Annotated in this window: 13 protein-coding genes; 4 read left to right on the plus strand and 9 right to left on the minus strand. The window is 50.6% G+C overall.

Annotated features, from left to right (window positions below; translation table 11 throughout):
• Positions 1-4 precede the first annotated feature (4 nt).
• The gene (gene lysS / locus D9736_RS07720; RefSeq protein WP_000003334.1) at positions 5-1,522 is read left to right on the plus strand and encodes a lysine--tRNA ligase; all 1,518 of its coding nucleotides are present in this window, start codon (positions 5-7) and stop codon (positions 1,520-1,522) included.
• Positions 1,523-1,740: 218 nt separating this feature from the next.
• On the opposite strand, the gene idi is transcribed toward lysS, so the two are convergent.
• A complete protein-coding gene (idi, locus tag D9736_RS07730; RefSeq protein WP_130217942.1) occupies positions 1,741-2,289 on the minus strand; it encodes an isopentenyl-diphosphate Delta-isomerase in 549 nt (182 codons plus the stop codon).
• Positions 2,290-2,343: 54 nt separating this feature from the next.
• Between idi and D9736_RS07735 the strand changes: the two genes are divergently transcribed.
• Positions 2,344-2,397, plus strand: coding sequence for a hypothetical protein (locus D9736_RS07735; RefSeq protein WP_123057966.1), 54 nt, complete (start codon positions 2,344-2,346; stop codon positions 2,395-2,397).
• A 14-nt stretch (positions 2,398-2,411) separates the two neighbouring features.
• On the opposite strand, the gene D9736_RS07740 is transcribed toward D9736_RS07735, so the two are convergent.
• Both D9736_RS07740 and uacT read right to left on the minus strand, forming a co-directional pair.
• Positions 2,412-2,537: a hypothetical protein gene (locus D9736_RS07740; protein ID WP_130258060.1), complete on the minus strand. Its 126-nt coding sequence runs from the start codon at positions 2,535-2,537 to the stop codon at positions 2,412-2,414.
• Position 2,538: 1 nt separating this feature from the next.
• Positions 2,539-3,987 (minus strand): urate/proton symporter UacT, encoded by a 1,449-nt coding sequence (uacT, locus tag D9736_RS07745; RefSeq protein WP_130258061.1) that lies wholly within the window; start codon positions 3,985-3,987, stop codon positions 2,539-2,541.
• A 436-nt stretch (positions 3,988-4,423) separates the two neighbouring features.
• Between uacT and ygfT the strand changes: the two genes are divergently transcribed.
• A complete protein-coding gene (gene ygfT / locus D9736_RS07750) occupies positions 4,424-6,343 on the plus strand; it encodes a formate-dependent uric acid utilization protein YgfT (RefSeq protein ID WP_130258062.1) in 1,920 nt (639 codons plus the stop codon).
• Positions 6,343-6,831: a 4Fe-4S dicluster domain-containing protein gene (locus D9736_RS07755; protein ID WP_130217936.1), complete on the plus strand. Its 489-nt coding sequence runs from the start codon at positions 6,343-6,345 to the stop codon at positions 6,829-6,831. Before ygfT ends, D9736_RS07755 begins: the two co-directional genes overlap by 1 nt.
• Positions 6,832-6,864: 33 nt before the next feature.
• Here D9736_RS07755 and ghxQ read toward each other — a convergent pair whose 3' ends face one another.
• From ghxQ to ssnA, 6 genes are all read right to left on the minus strand, one after another.
• Positions 6,865-8,232: a guanine/hypoxanthine transporter GhxQ gene (gene ghxQ, locus D9736_RS07760; protein WP_130258063.1), complete on the minus strand. Its 1,368-nt coding sequence runs from the start codon at positions 8,230-8,232 to the stop codon at positions 6,865-6,867.
• A 36-nt stretch (positions 8,233-8,268) separates the two neighbouring features.
• On the minus strand, positions 8,269-9,585 hold the full coding sequence (gene guaD / locus D9736_RS07765; protein WP_130208049.1) for a guanine deaminase: 1,317 nt from the start codon (positions 9,583-9,585) through the stop codon (positions 8,269-8,271).
• A 17-nt stretch (positions 9,586-9,602) separates the two neighbouring features.
• Positions 9,603-11,003, minus strand: a complete 1,401-nt coding sequence (gene xanQ, locus D9736_RS07770) for a xanthine/proton symporter XanQ (protein ID WP_130217932.1) — start codon at positions 11,001-11,003, stop codon at positions 9,603-9,605.
• A 166-nt stretch (positions 11,004-11,169) separates the two neighbouring features.
• Positions 11,170-14,040, minus strand: a complete 2,871-nt coding sequence (locus D9736_RS07775) for a molybdopterin-dependent oxidoreductase Mo/Fe-S-binding subunit (RefSeq protein ID WP_130258064.1) — start codon at positions 14,038-14,040, stop codon at positions 11,170-11,172.
• Positions 14,037-14,816, minus strand: a complete 780-nt coding sequence (gene ygfM, locus D9736_RS07780; protein WP_130217928.1) for a molybdopterin-dependent oxidoreductase FAD-binding subunit — start codon at positions 14,814-14,816, stop codon at positions 14,037-14,039. The genes D9736_RS07775 and ygfM overlap by 4 nt, the downstream gene beginning before the upstream one ends.
• Before the next feature lie 50 nt (positions 14,817-14,866).
• Positions 14,867-16,195 (minus strand): putative aminohydrolase SsnA, encoded by a 1,329-nt coding sequence (gene ssnA / locus D9736_RS07785; RefSeq protein ID WP_130258065.1) that lies wholly within the window; start codon positions 16,193-16,195, stop codon positions 14,867-14,869.
• Positions 16,196-16,197 lie beyond the last annotated feature (2 nt).

A 16,197-nucleotide genomic window follows, 5' to 3' on the forward strand; every position in this document is an offset into this window, starting at 1 on the left:
CAACATGTCTGAACAAAACGCACAGGGCGCTGACGCGGTAGTCGATCTTAACAATGAACTGAAAACGCGTCGTGAGAAGCTGGCGAACCTGCGCGAGCAGGGGATTGCCTTCCCGAACGATTTCCGTCGCGATCATACCTCTGACCAATTGCACGCAGAATTCGACGGTAAAGAGAACGAAGAACTGGAAGCGCTGAACATCGAAGTTGCCGTTGCTGGCCGCATGATGACCCGCCGTATTATGGGTAAAGCGTCTTTCGTTACCCTGCAGGACGTTGGCGGTCGCATTCAGCTGTACGTTGCCCGTGACGATCTGCCGGAAGGCGTTTACAACGAGCAGTTCAAAAAATGGGACCTCGGCGACATCCTCGGCGCGAAAGGTAAGCTGTTCAAAACCAAAACCGGCGAACTGTCTATCCACTGTACCGAGCTGCGTCTGCTGACCAAAGCACTGCGTCCGCTGCCGGATAAATTCCACGGCTTGCAGGATCAGGAAGCGCGCTATCGTCAGCGTTATTTGGATCTCATCTCTAACGATGAATCCCGTAACACCTTTAAAGTGCGTTCGCAAATTCTGTCCGGTATTCGCCAGTTCATGGTGAACCGCGGCTTTATGGAAGTTGAAACGCCGATGATGCAGGTGATCCCTGGCGGTGCCGCTGCGCGTCCGTTCATCACCCACCATAACGCGCTGGATCTCGACATGTACCTGCGTATCGCGCCGGAACTGTACCTCAAGCGTCTGGTGGTCGGTGGCTTCGAGCGTGTATTCGAAATCAACCGTAACTTCCGTAACGAAGGTATTTCCGTACGTCATAACCCAGAGTTCACCATGATGGAACTCTACATGGCTTACGCGGATTACAAAGATCTGATCGAGCTGACCGAATCGCTGTTCCGTACTCTGGCACAGGATATTCTCGGTAAGACGGAAGTGACCTACGGCGACGTGACGCTGGACTTCGGTAAACCGTTCGAAAAACTGACCATGCGTGAAGCGATCAAGAAATATCGCCCGGAAACCGACATGGCGGATCTGGACAACTTCGACTCTGCAAAAGCGATTGCTGAATCTATCGGCATCCATGTTGAGAAGAGCTGGGGTCTGGGCCGTATCGTTACCGAGATCTTCGAAGAAGTGGCAGAAGCACATCTGATTCAGCCGACCTTCATTACTGAATATCCGGCAGAAGTTTCTCCGCTGGCGCGTCGTAACGACGTTAACCCGGAAATCACTGACCGCTTTGAGTTCTTTATCGGTGGTCGTGAAATCGGTAACGGCTTTAGCGAGCTGAACGATGCAGAAGATCAGGCGCAGCGCTTCCTGGATCAGGTTGCCGCGAAAGATGCAGGCGACGACGAAGCAATGTTCTACGACGAAGATTACGTCACCGCACTGGAACATGGTTTGCCGCCGACAGCAGGTCTGGGTATTGGTATCGACCGTATGGTTATGCTGTTCACCAACAGCCATACCATCCGCGACGTTATTCTGTTCCCGGCGATGCGTCCGGTAAAATAAGCATTACGTTATGCTCACAACCCCGGCAAATGTCGGGGTTATGACTTTTGGCAAATGCAAAATTGCCTGATGCGCTACGCTTATCAGGCCTACATCGCCTCTGCAATATATTGCATTTTCACGATTTTGTAGGCCAGATAAGGCGTTCACGCTGCATCAGGCATAAAACAGCGAGCACATTGTCAGCAATCTGTTACCTCGGCAACCGTCGGAGTTTTTTATTTAATCTGGGTAAATACAGATAATCGTTTTCTGGCTTCGTGATTTGCCGCCTGCATCACCATCCACGGACTAAATGCCCACGGCGTAGCATCAATAGCGCGTAAAACATCTGATAAATCACACCATTGATAATCCATCACTTCATCACCGTTGGGCTGTAACGCGCTGGTAATTCGTGCGGCAAAGACTGGACACATTTCATTTTCGACAATGCCATTCGGGTCAGTGGCGCGATAGTGGAAGTCTGGATAAACCGATTCGGGTGACGTTATTTCCACGCCCAGTTCATAGCGGCAACGGCGGATTACCGCCTCTTCATTGCTTTCGCCCAGTTGCGGATGACCGCACACCGAGTTAGTCCACACGCCTGGCCACGCTTTTTTGCTTAGTGCGCGGCGGGTAACCAGCAGTTGTCCCTTAGCATTAAATAGCCAGCAGGAGAACGCGAGATGTAAGGGGGTGTCTGCCGTGTGTGCGGCATATTTTTCCAGCGTACCCGAGGGGACTCCCTGTGCATTCAGTAAAATGACGTGTTCCGTTTGCATAATTTCTCACATGTAATTCTAATCACTCGTCATTATAGATAACTGAAGAGTCAAATGATTAACCAAGTGAGTGTTTATCGGCATCCGCCCGTTTTGAGCGGATGCTGACAGAGAAAGGTCATTTAAAAAATCAGCATCATATATTTGAAGCGACTTTCAATAGCCATTGCCACGCAGTCAGAAATGACAGGAATGGAGATCATTAAGAGTAATAACAGACTGAATATAGTGCGTATTAATAGGTTCATATCATTCACCATGCTCATTTTTCTTTAGCTTGCGCATCAAAAGCCACATACGCACTGTTCTGACTTTTAAATCTTTATCAGAGACAGATTCCTTCACCAGATCGGCATGATGCTGATAACCATTGAAAAAGACGTTCAGCACAACGGCGCTAAGGGTTGCGAGCATAATGCCGCTATGCAGCAACGGTTGCAGTACGGCCGGTAACTTAGAAAAGAAATCATGAGAAAGCGTCGGGGTCATACCCACGCCAAGGCTAATAGCCACGATATACAGGTTGTAGCGGTTGGTGGTGTAGTTACAGCGCGACAGAATGCGGATCCCCGTCGCCAGCACCATACCGAACATTACTAATCCTGCACCGCCTAGTACAAATTGCGGAATGGAAGCCACCAGCACCGCCATTTTGGGCACCATCCCGAACATGATTAATATAATCCCGGAAGAGATACACACCCAGCGACTGTGAACGCGCGTCACGCTGACCAGGCCAACGTTTTGCGAAAAGGAAGTATGCGGGAAGCTGTTAAACGTGCCGCCAATCATTGTCCCTATGCCATCTACGCGTAGCCCGCGAATAATGTCTTGCGAAGAAAGTTTTCTACCGACAATTTCCCCCAATGCCAGGAACATCCCCATCGACTCAATAAATACGATGATTAACACTGCGGTCATGGTCAGAATGGAAACGGGATCGAAAATCGGCATACCAAACGACATCGGCGTAACAATCGCAAACCATGAAGCATCATGTAGCCCGGATAAATTGACTTCATTCATCATCCACGAAAGTAAAAAGCCAAATACAATCCCCAGTAATACGGCGACGTTGGACATAAATCCTTTCGCATAGCGAGTAATGAGCAAGATAAAAATTAAGACGGCAAAGGAGATACCTAAATAAACGGGATTACCATATTGCGGATTCCCTTTACCTCCGGCGGCCCAGTCAATACCCACCTGAATGATGCTAAGCCCGATAGAAGTAATAACCACACCGGTAACCAGTGGCGGAAATAAAGGCATCAAGCGACCGATAAGTGGCGCTAATAATGTGGTGATAAAACCCGCGGCGATAGTGGCACCAAAAATCCCCAGCAGGCCGATATCCGGGTTCATCCCAATGGCAATCATTGGCGTTACAGCCGCAAAAGTCACCGACATAATCACCGGCAGGCGAATCCCCATAAAGCGACCAATGCCGATACATTGCAATAATGTGACGATACCGCAGCAAAAGAGATCGGAGCTAATCAGCATTGCGATAGCTTCTTTCGAGAGTCCGAGTCTGTCACCAATCATCAGTGGGACGGCGACTGCGCCCGCGTACATAACAAGGACGTGTTGCAGACCGAGTATGATCAGCTTTCCTGGTGATAATATGCGGTCCACCTCATCCGTTGGGCGGTCTTGCCCTGAAGATGAGGGAATTTGAGAATCTATGGCGCTCATCAGTCTTTCTCCTTTCGCTCGCCAGAGTAAAAAGCAACCGTTTACGTTCACTAAAACTCTTTAATGACATGCTCGTGGGATGCCAGTTTTCACAAGGAGGGGACGTTACAAGATGGAAATGCGGGGGCAATCACATAATCGGGATTAAACCGAGAAAATGAGAATAAAAATAGACAATGAAATTATCTTTAATTTTCTCATATTGATATTTCATTAATCATTCTGGCATGTCGCACTCTCGTATTTAATACTTTTTATCCGAATGGCATTTTTTTGAACGGCGATGTTTAAATCTTGAAAACGGCACAGATTGAGGGGCGATAATTTGATATCTCTCACAAAATTATAATTAAAACTGACTCGTTTCCTCATATACGCCCGTTTATTGCATTGCGACATTTGAGAAGACATAACTCATCAAATGAAAGGGATGCAAATGAACAAGTTTATTGCTGCTGATGCTGCGGAATGTATAGGCTGTCATGCCTGTGAAATTGCCTGTGCGGTGGCTCATAATCAAGAAAACTGGCCGCAGAGTCATGGTGATTTTCGACCCCGTATCCACGTTGTTGGGAAAGGTCTGGCTGCAAATCCAGTGGCTTGCCATCATTGCAACAATGCCCCCTGCGTTACGGCTTGCCCGGTAAATGCCCTGACTTTTCAGCCCGATAGCGTGCAACTGGATGAACAAAAATGCATTGGTTGTAAAAGATGCGCAATCGCTTGCCCCTTTGGGGTAATTGAGATGGTCGATGCTATTGCGCAGAAATGTGACCTTTGTAACCAGCGCAATTCCGGCGTGCAAGCCTGTATTGAAGTCTGCCCAACCCAGGCGTTGCGGCTGATGGATGAGAACGGCTTGCAGCAGATGAAAACGCTGCGACAGCGCAGAACGGCGGAGGGAAAAGCATCGGAAAAACCACAATCATCGCGTCGCGAGGCATTGCTCCCTGTCACTCCACGCAAAGGGGCGGATAAAGTTACAGCAAGCGAGCGGAAGACCCACTTTGGCGAAATTTATTGCGGCCTTGATCAAAAACAAGCGGCGTATGAAAGCGACCGTTGTGTCTATTGCGCCGAAAAAGCCAACTGTAACTGGCATTGCCCGCTGCATAACGCTATCCCTGATTACGTCCGCCTGGTGCAGGAAGGGAAGATTATTGAAGCGGCAGAACTCTGCCACCAGACCAGTTCATTACCGGAAATTTGCGGTAGGGTATGTCCGCAGGACCGGCTTTGTGAAGGCGCATGTACTTTAAAAGATCACTCTGGCGCAGTCTCTATCGGTAATCTGGAACGCTATATTACTGATACTGCGCTGGCGATGGGCTGGCGTCCTGATGTCAGCCAGGTTGTTCCCCGCATAGAAAAAGTGGCGGTGATTGGCGCAGGACCCGCGGGACTGGGATGTGCCGACATTCTGGCGAGGGCGGGTGTTCATGTTGATGTCTTTGATCGCCATCCAGAAATTGGCGGTATGCTGACATTTGGCATTCCTCCGTTCAAGCTCGATAAAATGGTATTAAGCCAGCGGCGGGAGATATTCACCGCAATGGGAATCGACTTTCATCTCAATTGTGAAATTGGCCGCGATATCTCTTTCAACGAATTAACGGCGGAATATGATGCTGTTTTCCTCGGCGTGGGGACTTACGGCATGATGCGTGCAGATCTGCCGCATGAAGATGCGCCGGGCGTCATTCAGGCGCTACCGTTCCTGACTGCCCATACCCGCCAGCTTATGGGACTGCCGGAGTCTGAAGAGTATCCGCTGACGGATGTTGAAGGTAAACGCGTCGTGGTTTTAGGTGGCGGCGATACGACAATGGATTGTTTGCGCACTTCCATCCGCCTCAATGCTGCCAGCGTGACCTGCGCGTATCGCCGTGATGAAGTCAGTATGCCCGGTTCGCGTAAAGAGGTAGTCAACGCGCGCGAGGAAGGCGTTGAGTTTCAGTTCAATGTTCAGCCGCAATATATTGCTTGTGACGATGATGGGCGTTTAACTGCGGTGGGCCTGATTCGTACCGCAATGGGCGAGCCGGGACCAGATGGGCGCCGTCGTCCACGTCCGGTGGCGGGCTCTGAGTTTGAACTGCCCGCCGATGTTCTGATTATGGCGTTTGGTTTTCAGGCACATGCAATGCCGTGGTTACAGGGGAGTGGAATAAAACTCGATAAATGGGGACGGATTAAAACCGGTGACGCGGGATATTTCGCTACTCAGACGCATCTGAAAAAGGTCTTTGCCGGGGGGGATGCGGTTCATGGTGCGGATCTTGTTGTCACTGCAATGGCGGTAGGACGGCAGGCGGCGCGCGATATGTTAACTATGTTTGATACGAAGGCATCGTGATGAAATCGTTAATTATCGTTAATCCGGCTGACTGTATTGGCTGCCGCACTTGTGAAGTAGCCTGTGTTGTAGCCCATCCGTCAGAGCAGACTTTAAATGCCAGCTTCTTTTTGCCTCGCTTAAAGGTGCAGCGTTTGGATCGAATTAGTGCTCCGGTGATGTGTCACCAGTGCGAAAACGCGCCTTGCGTTGGGGCCTGCCCCGTGCAGGCGCTGACGATGGGTGAGCAGGTGGTGCAGGCAAATTCTGCCCGTTGTATCGGCTGCCAGAGTTGCGTCAGCGCGTGTCCGTTTGGGATGATCACAATTCAAATGTGGCCGGGAAATGTTCGGCCAGAAATCGTGAAATGTGACCTTTGCGAACAGCGGGAAGAGGGGCCGGCTTGCGTTGCATCTTGCCCGACGCAGGCGTTGCAGTTGTTAACCGAAGGAGAACTCAGGCGAGTCCGCCAGCAGCGTATTGCTGCCAGCGGCAATAATCCACTCTGACAAAACTCCGCGCTGTATGGCGCGGAGGTTCTTCTAGATAGCCCAACCACCCGCGTAAAACGCGACCAGGGCGACAGTTATGATGACAGTACCAATATTGAGTTTGTTCCATTCGCGAGCAAAAACACGACCCACTACGAGAGTTACAAAGCCCAGCATAATGCCGGTGACGATATTACAGGTCAGGACGATAAAGACAGCGCAAACCAGGCCCGCCATCGCATCAATAAAGTCATTGAAGTCCAGTTTTGAGACGTTACTTAGCATCAGCAGGCCCACGTACATCAGTGCGGGAGCTGTGGCATAACCGGGGATCAGAAACGATAACGGTGATAAAAACAGAATCAACAGGAACAGTAAGCCAACAATAGTCGCTGTCAGACCTGTTTTGCCACCCGCTGCGGTTCCTGCAGCAGATTCGATATAGACCGCCGCAGGCGCAGCACCCACCAGCCCAGAAAATATCGAGCTGACGGAATCGCTGGTCAGGGCTTTACCACCGTTGATTATCTGGTTGTCTTTATCCAGGAGATTCGCCTGACCGGCTACTGCGCGGATGGTGCCGGTGGCATCAAATACGGCGGTCATCACCAGTGCCAGTACACTCGGGAGAACTGTTGGTTGGAGTGCACCCATAATGTCGAGGCTGAAAATTAGCGACTTACCATCTTCTCCAGTCAGGCTCGGCATCGCCACCAGACCGTGGTATTTCACCGCGGGATCAAAGATTAAGCCGATTATCGAGATGGCGATAATTACCAGTAAGATCCCTCCAGGTACGCGGCACTTCTCCAGACCAAAAATTACCGCTAATCCCAGCAAGCTCATCATCACAGGGAAAGAGGTAAATGCCCCGAGCGCTACCGGTAAACCTTCAATCGGGTTTTTGATAACCATACCAACGCCGTTAGCTGCAATCAGCAGCAGGAACAGGCCGATACCGATGCCTGTTCCGTGGGCGATACCCATTGGTAAATTGCGTAAGATCCAGGTTCGTATACCGGTTACGGAGATGGCGGTGAAGATGAGGCCCATCAGGAAGACCGCGCCCAGTGCGACAGGAACGCTAATTTGTTGTCCGAGAACCAGACTGAATGCGGTAAATGCCGTCAAGGAGATGGCGCAGCCGATCGCCATTGGCAAATTGGCCCACAATCCCATCAGCAAGGAACCGAAGCCCGCAACCAGACAGGTGGCGACAAACACCGCGGCGGGAGGAAAGCCTGCTTTACCCAGCATTCCCGGTACGACAATAACGGAGTAAACCATCGCCAGAAATGTGGTTAAGCCTGCCAGAACTTCCTGGCGAACGGTACTGCCACGAGCGGTAATCTTAAAATAGCTATCCAGCGCGCCCTGTGGCTTTGGTGCGTCCGGTGTTTGTAGGATGTCTCCAGACATAATGATGTCCTCACGAGGATGTTTAAGGTTTTATTATTAGTTGCGTTCGTACACCAGACGACCATCAACGTAGGTGCGGTAGATCGAACGGTCATCGCCCAACGTCATCATCACGAACAATTTGTCGACTAAAGAAACAGAGTTGTCATAGCGCAGCTGCTGTAGTGGTGTGGCCGTGGGTTCCATCACCACAAAATCAGCCTCTTTGCCGGGTAAAAAGTTGCCGATAAGGTCATCAAGGCCCAGAGATTTCGCGCCACCAAGGGTGGCAAGGTAAAACGCTTCATACGCGGAGAGGCGGTATCCCTGTAACTGCAATACTTTGTAGGCTTCATTCAACGTTTGCAGCATGTTGAAGGTGGTTCCGGCACCAATGTCAGTTCCCATGCCCACTTTGACTTTTTTCTTCCAGGCTTTTTGTAGGTTGAATAGACCACTGCCCAGGTAGAGGTTTGAAGTTGGGCAGAAAGCGATGCTGGATTTGGTTTCGCTGAGACGATCCCACTCTTTTTCTTCGAGATGGACGCAGTGAGCAAAGACGCAGTTTTTCCCTGTCAGCCCGTACTGATGGTAAACATCCAGATAACCATCATGTTCAGGATAGAGTGATTTCACCCAGGCAATTTCATCTTTGTTTTCACAGAGATGGGTATGTACCCACGTGTCTGGATACTCTTCTTTCAGGCGTTGTGCCATCGCCATCTGTTCAGGTGAAGATGTTGGTGCGAAGCGTGGCGTAATGGCATATAACAGACGACCATTTTTGTGCCAGCGTTCGATCAGTTCTTTGCTTTGGTGATAGCTGCTTTCGGCAGTATCGAGCAGATAATCCGGTGCGTTGCGGTCCATCATCACCTTACCGGCAATCATGCGCATATTGATATGACTGGCGGCTTCAAAAAGCGCATCAACGGATTGCGGATGGACGGTACCAAACACCAGCGCTGTGGTGGTTCCGTTACGTAAAAGCTGCTTGATGAAGAACGCCGACATTTCGCGGGCGTACTCTAAATCCTCATAACGGCGCTCAGTAGGGAAGGTGTGTTTATTCAGCCATTCCAGTAACTGCTCGCCATAGGCACCGACCATTTCACTCTGCGGATAATGGATATGCGTATCGACAAAGCCCGGTACAATCAGTTTGCCGCGATAATCACGGACGCGAATGGTGTCCGGGATTTGATGCTTGCCCTGTTCCCATTCACCAAACCATTCCACTTTCCCCTGTTTAATGAGTAATAAACCATCCTCAATAAATCGCAGCGCAGAAGCGATCTCTTCTGGATTATCGACCGTACGGATGACATCAATAAAACTGCCTCGTACTGCTTTTAACGTGTGTTCCCCTGACATCATTGACTCCTTTACTGTTAATCCATTTCTTCCACTGAGGTAATACCCGGCAGAACGTTTTCCTGTCGGTAGCCACCAGGGAGGATAATATTTAATAAAATCGCAGTTAGGCCTCCGGCACAAATAGGATTTTCAACTAATACATATATTGAGGCGGGTAATATTTTAAAAATTTCGGGGTCATAAGAAACACCAAGTCCTAAACCTAAAGAAGTGGCGACAATAAGTGTTTCACGGCGCTTTAATCCGTTGGTAATAATGATGCGGATACCCGCAATGGCAATCATGGAAAACATCAACGTCATTGCACCACCCAGAACTGCCGAGGGTATAGTGGTGAAGAAGCCACCGATCACCGGAAATAATCCGAGGATAACCAGCATTACCGCGATGGTTCGCCCGACATAACGAGAGGCGACACCGGTCATCTGAATAACACCGTTATTTTGTGCAAACGTGGTTAATGGTAGTGAACCGACGGCGGAGGCGATAACCGAAACCAGACCATCTGCCAGCACGCCGCCTTTCAGGCGTGACTGATATTCTTCTCCCTGGATAGGGCGGCGGGAAACCATTGCTGTGGCGGTGATATCCCCTACTGCTTCCAGTACACTAAGCAGATAAATGGTGCCGACCACCAGGAACTGATGGAGGTTGAAATTAAATCCGTATTTGAAAGGGTGGGGAATAGTAATGAGGGGGAGATTGCGTAAACTGCTGAAGTCCACCATGCCAAGGCATAATGAAACCGCATAACCCACGCACAAACCAATGGCGATTCCGCCCATACGTAGTAGCGGACTGCGACAACAGTTAAAGCCAATAACCACAATCAGCACCAGTAAACCAACGCCAAGGTGCTCGTAGTTGCCGAACGTGCCACTGCTCTTGGCGGCAAAACCACCGCCAAAATCAATAATGCCAACTTTAATCAGGCTTAAGCCGATCATCAGTACAACAATACCACTGACAGTGGGAGTAATTACTCTGCGTAAATAAGGAAGAATAAAAGAGGCTCCGACCACCAGAAAGGCACCAACGAAGGAGACGCCGAGGAGTGACGACATGATTAACTCTTCATGAAAACCGTCGCTTTTCATGCTGCTACCCAGCGCAATCATGACTGTCACAAATGAAAAATTGACTGACTGAATAGAGAGTAAACCTGAACCTATAATTCCATAGCGATTTACCTGCAACCAGGTACCAATACCAGAAGCGATCATCGCCATAGAAACCAGGTAGGCAGTGGTTTCTGCGGAAAGTTGTAAGGCCGCCCCCACAATTAGCGCGGGTGTTACCATTGGGACGAAAATTGCCAATAGATGAGTAATGGCACCAACGATAGCCTGATGAAAAGGAGGGCGATCCTCCAGTTCAAATATAAGGTCAGAGCCTGCATGGTTTATATCAGACATCCCTTCACTCCTTTATAAAGTAAATTTGATCATCTGAATCAGTAAAATAAATTCCCACGAATTTGGGGCGCAGGACGCCTTGAGAACGGCTTATCTCATTTTCGCAGTTACTAATTAGTTATCTTTAATACAAGGGAAACTGGCCGCCGAAGCGGCCATTTATTATTTATATTTTTTTCAGTGCGGTGAGTATTTTCTCCGGTGTGAAATGCCATTCGCGTAACCAAATGCCGCAAGCATCGTGAATGGCGGTAGCAATTGCCGGTGCTGCACCGTTCACGCCGATCTCCGATATCGATTTCGCCCCGAATGGACCAACTTTATCGTCGCTCGGTACCAGCACGGCACGGAAATCACGCGGAATGTCACCAATTTTCGGTGCGCCGTAACTGCGTAAATCACGCGTTAACGGGTGACCTTCGGCGTCATAAATGATTTCTTCGCTCATGCTGTGGCCGATAGCACGCAGGGTGGCACCGTAGATTTGTCCCAACGCTAACTCTGGATTGACCGGTGTACCGCAGTCCAGCAAGGCGTAGAATTTATCCAGGCGGATTTCACCGGTACGTGTATTGACGGCCACTTCAGCGAAGTTTGCCCCATACGGGAAGGCGAAATCAGGCGTGATGTAACTGGCTGTTCCCACCAGTGAACCAAAGCCAGTACCGGTTTCGCCTTTATGGGCAATATCCCCGAAACTGACTTCGCCTTTCTTGCCGCGAACGACACCCGGCGTTGCCAGTTGAACATCTTCCAGTGGCTCACCCAACATTTGCGCGCCGTGGAAAAGGATTTTGTCGCGTAAATTTTCCGCTGCCATACGTGCGGCGTTGCCTGAGAAGCAAGTGCCGGACGAGGCATACGCGCCTTTATCAAACAACGCATGATCGGTATCACCGGAGATAACATACACGTCCTGCGGTGGACAATGCAGCACTTCGGCCGCCAGTTTAGTGACTACAGTATCCAGACCCGTACCGATGTCGGCACCACCAGAATGGACGATAAATGTACCGTCTGATTCCAGTTTGATCATGCAGTTAGCCTGATCGATATCAGGGATACCTGATTTCTGCATAATAATGGCGACGCCACGACCCACGCACCAGTCACCTTCCTGCGCTTTAGGTGAAGACCATTGGATCATCTCACGCCCCTGACGCAGGATCTCTTCCAGTGCGCAGCTGGCAGCAGAAGGAACGGAGGTCGGCGCTTTACCTTCGCCAATTGCGCCGAGAATCTTCAGCTCTTGCCCTTCGTGTACCCGGTTACGTTCGATAATTTCCAGCTGGTCGATCTGCAACTGTTCAGCCAGTTCTGCTAATGCCATAGTGATAGCGAAGTTACCTTTCGGTGCGCCATAACCCTGATAAGCACCATTTGGGCAGATGTTGCTGTAGTAGGTGGTGACCTGGAAATCGACGTTATCGCACGGATATAACGGCAGCGACAGCGCCGGTCCGTTACACGGTACGGTGAGTGAGTGGTTGCCGTAAGGACCTGTGTTGGCGCGGAAATCCATCTTCACTGCCGTCAGGCGACCATCTTTTTTGGCCCCCAGTTTTACGGTAACTTTCGCGACGTGACGAGAGGTGTTAGCAATAAACTCTTCTTCACGGGTGTAGCGGAACAGTACCGGACGCCCGGTCACGCAGGTTGCCCAGGCGCACACTTCTTCCAGCAGGATGTCCTGTTTAGACCCAAAACCGCCGCCTACGCGTTCTTTAATGACATGAACTTTATGCTGTTTCATGCCCACGAGACGCGCAACCTGGCGACGCAGGTGCCACGGTACTTGAGTGGACGCGTGGATAACCAGACGATCGCCGTCCATGCGGGTAAAGCAGATGTGTGTTTCAGTCGGGCACTGTTGTGCCTGAGTTGAATTATAGGTTCGTTCAATGATCACATCGGCGTCGGCAAAGCCTTTGTCCATATCACCAATATGACCATGAATACTGGCGGCGATATTTTTGCGAGGGCGAGAACCGATAGGGAAGTTGATGATCATATGCTCGCCGCGCTGGGCTGCATGGCTGTTATCGTCTTCCAGAGTATCTGGCGCACCAGCAACATACACCACCGGTTCATCGTGTACGACAGGCGCATCTTCCGCCATTGCCTCGTCAATCGACATTACTGGCTTAAGCACCTCATATTCAACGTCGATGAGCTTCAGTGCTTCGAGCGCAATTTCTTCACTTTCAGCGACGACCGCAGCCACGCGATCGCCGACGTGACGCATTTTCTTGCCGAACATACGGCGGTCAAGCGGTGACGGTTCCGGTGCGCTCTGACCACCAGGTGTGTAGTAGATATCCGGGCAATTCAGGTGAGTAATAACGTGAACAACGCCCGGTAAAGCCTCGGCTTTACTGACATCCAGATGGGTAATCAGTGCGTGAGCGTGTGGGCTACGTAACATTTTTATGACGCAGGCGTCAGCGGTTACGCGGTCTTCAACATAGCAGGGTTTCGCCTGCACCATTTTGGCAGCGTCGGTTTTCGGGTAATGTTTACCAATAACTTCAAGGTCATCGCGGAAAGTCGGGGCGATATCAATCGTAGCCTGTGGGTTATTTTTACGTGCAACCGCCAGTTCAATGACCTGGTAGTATTGCTGCCAGCCAGCATCGCGGCTGAACAGGCCAGAAAGCGCGTCGTCGATCTCTTCACGGGTTGGTGTGGCGATGCGATCGAGAAGATCGGTGATAATCAGAGCCGCAGCCGGATCGTTATAACCGGACTGCACCACGCCAACATCAACCATTGCCTGTTGAACCAGACTTAATTCATTCCATTTGCCTAAGGATTCAGTGGTGAGAATGTCTGCGTTTTCTAACTGTGCTGCTATCAACAGGGAGGCGTTAAGGATATTACCGTTAAAAAGAATCGCGTCAGAACCGGCAAAACCGAAGCCATCATCACTGTTGCGCACAGAGTGCATACCCATGCCAAACAACAGCTTTTGCACGTTCTCACCAGGATTGGCCTTTAGCTCCTGGGGCGCGCCATTTAAAGTAAAGTGGATATTCATACGGCTTCCTCCCCAGCCTGTTGGCAGTCGGCATACAGGTCGGCTACCAGAACTCCCGTGATATAGCGTTTATAGGCTACGCTGCCCCGCAAATCTTCCTGCGGGAAAATGGCGTTGGCGACAGCCTGTTCAAGTGCATAGCCTTCCAGATTTTGTTTTTCGACATCGTGCAGACGCAGTGCTTTACTGGTGACGCCATCCAGCGCAATTCGCATACCGTCGTGGTCGGTTAACGCTACGGCTGCCGTCACTACCGTTAATCCAGCCTGGGAACGGCTAATTTTGCGAGTCGCACAGGTGCGGTACGGATCTTTAATGATGATTTCGGTTAGCAGGCGATCGCATGGGCAGGCCAGGTACTCTTCGATGGACAGTGTTTCACCATTGCCAAAAACCAGTTCAGCATCCAGAGCCAGCAGAACGGGAAGCAACACCGATTCTTCCTGCGGGGCGGCGATTTCGCCACCAATAGTCGACTGATTACGAACATGGCGAGAGTAAACAAAACCGAGTGCTTCGCGCAGTGCCGCAGGAATAAAGCGCGCATCACGCAGTGGCTGTAAGCGAGACATTGCACCAATACGCAGTGCGCCGTTATCCCAGTCAACCCAGTCCAGTTCCAGATCCTGTAAGGAAATGGCAATCTTTTTATCGGTGCGGGTTGGCGTGGCGTTGAGTTTGCTGCCGCCGGCAAACCAGACGGCTTCATCCTGGTAGCGGCGCTTCAGTTCCAGCGCCTGTTCGACAGAGTCGGGCCTGAAAAATTGTTCAATCATCTTCTTTCCTTATTTAACCCTCTTCCCGGAAGGAAGAGGGTTTTTGTCATTTATGCCAATGCATCCATACGACGCCACATACTGGCAGCGGCTTTTCTGGCTTGCGCATAAATGGAATCGCAATCGAAGTTAAACTGACGATCTTCATAGACCATCACGCCGTTGACCATCACGCTGTGAACGCTGCCTGACCCCATACCAAAGGCGATATGTCCGGCAATATTTTCTGCCAGCAGCGGCGTCGGCGAGTTGTAATCGCAAATGGTTAAATCTGCTTTATAACCGGCTTCCAGGAGGCCAAATTTCGCGCCAAAGTTGCGGCTTATCAGTTCGTTGCCGTTAGTCAGGGCTTTGGCAAAACTGTCAGGCCATAGCGGACCACCCGCATCGCGATGTTTAAAGAAGGCAAATTTCATCTCTTCAAACATGTCTGAACCAATGCCGTCGGTTCCCAACGCCAGATTGCGGATGTCGCTAAGGTGATGGTTGTAGCCGACATGGTTGTTCATGTTTGAACGGGCGTTATGCACCAGGAACGCATCGCGCTGATTGAGCAGAGCAATATCTTCTTTCGACAAATAAAGTCCGTGAGCAACCAGCGTTTTGCTGTCGATGAGATCGTATTCTGCCAACCGTACCAGCAGGTCTTTGCCGTACCAGTGGTGACTGTGAGAAACGTCGTAAAGGTCTTCAGCGGCGTGAATGTGTAAACCTCGCCCGGTAGCTTTCACTGCTTCGCGCAGCATTTCCAGCCCAGCATCTGGCACGGTAAACGGAGCGTGAGCGCCGATATGCGCTTCTACCAGATACGGCTCGGTTTCCGCTTTCTTCGCATCATCAATCTGACGGGCGAAGCGGATATTTTCTTCTACCCCTTCCTGTAACTCTTTAATGCCGTTGTTACGGTCAGTGGTTTCAAAACAGGTCATCGCGCGCAGGCCAACTTTTAAAAATACGTTGCGCAGCGTTGAGAGCGACCCGCCGATATACGCCGGAGAAGCATGGTGATCGATAACCGATGTACATCCGCTCTTGATTGCTTCCAGTGAACAAATCAGTCCGCTGTAGTAGAGAGATTCTTCATCAAGGGCGCGATCGAGCCGCCACCACAGGTTTTTCAGCGTCGAGATGAAGTCCGGGCAGGGGGCGATGTTTGCCATAATTCCGCGGGAAAGCCCCGAGTAAAAATGGTTGTGCGAGCAGACAATCCCCGGCATTACAATCCGACCATGCATCTCTTTGTAGCTGGCTTCAGGGTAGCGGTGTGTCAGGGCGTTGCCGATAGCGATAATCACATCATTTTCGATGGCGATATCGACGCCTTCCTGCACTTTCGCCGGGTGTAGCTGTACTGCGGTGACATTCTTCAGAATCAACATGA

Source organism: Escherichia sp. E10V10 (assembly GCF_004211985.1).
GTDB lineage: Bacteria > Pseudomonadota > Gammaproteobacteria > Enterobacterales > Enterobacteriaceae > Escherichia.

Bases quoted from the DNA above. Each gene is read 5' to 3' on its own strand.
- D9736_RS07775 (WP_130258064.1), bottom strand. From the start codon at position 14,040: ATGAATATCCACTTTACTTTAAATGGCGCGCCCCAGGAGCTAAAGGCC.
- ssnA (WP_130258065.1), bottom strand. From the start codon at position 16,195: ATGTTGATTCTGAAGAATGTCACCGCAGTACAGCTACACCCGGCGAAA.
- ygfM (WP_130217928.1), bottom strand. From the start codon at position 14,816: ATGATTGAACAATTTTTCAGGCCCGACTCTGTCGAACAGGCGCTGGAA.
- uacT (WP_130258061.1), bottom strand. From the start codon at position 3,987: ATGAGCGCCATAGATTCTCAAATTCCCTCATCTTCAGGGCAAGACCGC.
- D9736_RS07740 (WP_130258060.1), bottom strand. From the start codon at position 2,537: ATGAACCTATTAATACGCACTATATTCAGTCTGTTATTACTCTTAATG.
- ghxQ (WP_130258063.1), bottom strand. From the start codon at position 8,232: ATGTCTGGAGACATCCTACAAACACCGGACGCACCAAAGCCACAGGGC.
- xanQ (WP_130217932.1), bottom strand. From the start codon at position 11,003: ATGTCTGATATAAACCATGCAGGCTCTGACCTTATATTTGAACTGGAG.
- guaD (WP_130208049.1), bottom strand. From the start codon at position 9,585: ATGTCAGGGGAACACACGTTAAAAGCAGTACGAGGCAGTTTTATTGAT.
- D9736_RS07755 (WP_130217936.1), top strand. From the start codon at position 6,343: ATGAAATCGTTAATTATCGTTAATCCGGCTGACTGTATTGGCTGCCGC.
- idi (WP_130217942.1), bottom strand. From the start codon at position 2,289: ATGCAAACGGAACACGTCATTTTACTGAATGCACAGGGAGTCCCCTCG.
- ygfT (WP_130258062.1), top strand. From the start codon at position 4,424: ATGAACAAGTTTATTGCTGCTGATGCTGCGGAATGTATAGGCTGTCAT.
- lysS (WP_000003334.1), top strand. From the start codon at position 5: ATGTCTGAACAAAACGCACAGGGCGCTGACGCGGTAGTCGATCTTAAC.